Annotated in this window: 1 pseudogene; it reads right to left on the reverse strand. The window is 69.2% G+C overall.

The window, feature by feature from the left end:
- Nucleotides 1-1,061: pseudogene (locus ACWD4P_RS38520) on the reverse strand (hypothetical protein); the annotation flags it as partial.

Consider the following 1,061-nt stretch of genomic DNA (forward strand, 5'->3'; position numbering starts at 1 on the left):
GCGTCTTGCCGGGTGAGGGACTGTGTGGTGAGGCGGTCCGAGGCGTCCCACGCCTGGGTGAGGCTGAACGCCGCACCCAGGCGGCGCTCTGTTTCACGGCCCGCGGCGTCGTGGGTGAAGGTGAGGGCGTCGGCGCCGGAGGCTAGCGCCAGAGGTCGGCCCGCCGCGTCGTACGACCACTGGGAGGTGAGGCCGGTGGGGGTGGTGCGGCTGGTACGCCGCCCGAGCAGATCGAAGCTGTAGGCAGTGGTCCGGTCGTTCACTGTCTCGGACAGGAGACGGCCAAGGGCGTCGTACTCGCGGGAGAGTTCAGTGTCGGGGTTGTCGGCGCGTTTGAGGTCGCCGGCGTGGGAGTAGGTGAACGTGGTCGAGATGCCTGAGCCCGTGACGGATGTGGTTATCCGGCCGAGCGCGTCCCGATGAAAAGCGAGGGACTCGCCCGCGCCGTTGGTGCGGGAAGCAAGCTGGCCTGTGGCGTCGTGGGTGTAGCGGAGAGTGCGGCCGTTGAAGTCCGTCTCGGAGGCGAGGTTGCCGACGGTGTCGTAGGCGTAATCCCAGGTGAGGCCCTGGGGGTTGGTGACCTGGGTTAGGCGGAGCTCGGTGTCGTAGGCGAAGGTGTAGATCGTGCCGTCGGGTTCGGTGCGGGTGATGGGCAGGTCGAATGGCCCGTGCGTGTACTGGGTGACCTGTCCCAGCGGGTTGCTGTGGCTGGTCAGGTTGCCTTCCCCGTCCCAGGTCCAGGTCTCGCGGGCGCCGTCGGGCGCCTCGCGCCAGGCGGGCCTGCCCTCGGGGGTCCAACCAAGGCGGGTGATGTGCCCGAGTGGGTCGGTTGCGGCGACGATGCGGCCGAAGGCGTCGCGTTCGACGGTGGTTGTGTGACCCAGGGGGTCGGTGACGGTCAGCGGCAGCCCGGCCGGACTGCACGTGATGCGACGAGCGTGGCCGAGAGCGTCGGTGGCGGATGAGAGGTGGCCGTCGGCGTCGTAGGCGTTGCGGGTCTCGGCAGCGGTGGTGTCTGTGGAGGAGAGGAGGTTGCCGTTCTCGTCGTACGTGTGGCGCCA

It is taken from the genome of Kitasatospora sp. NPDC002543, assembly GCF_053594915.1.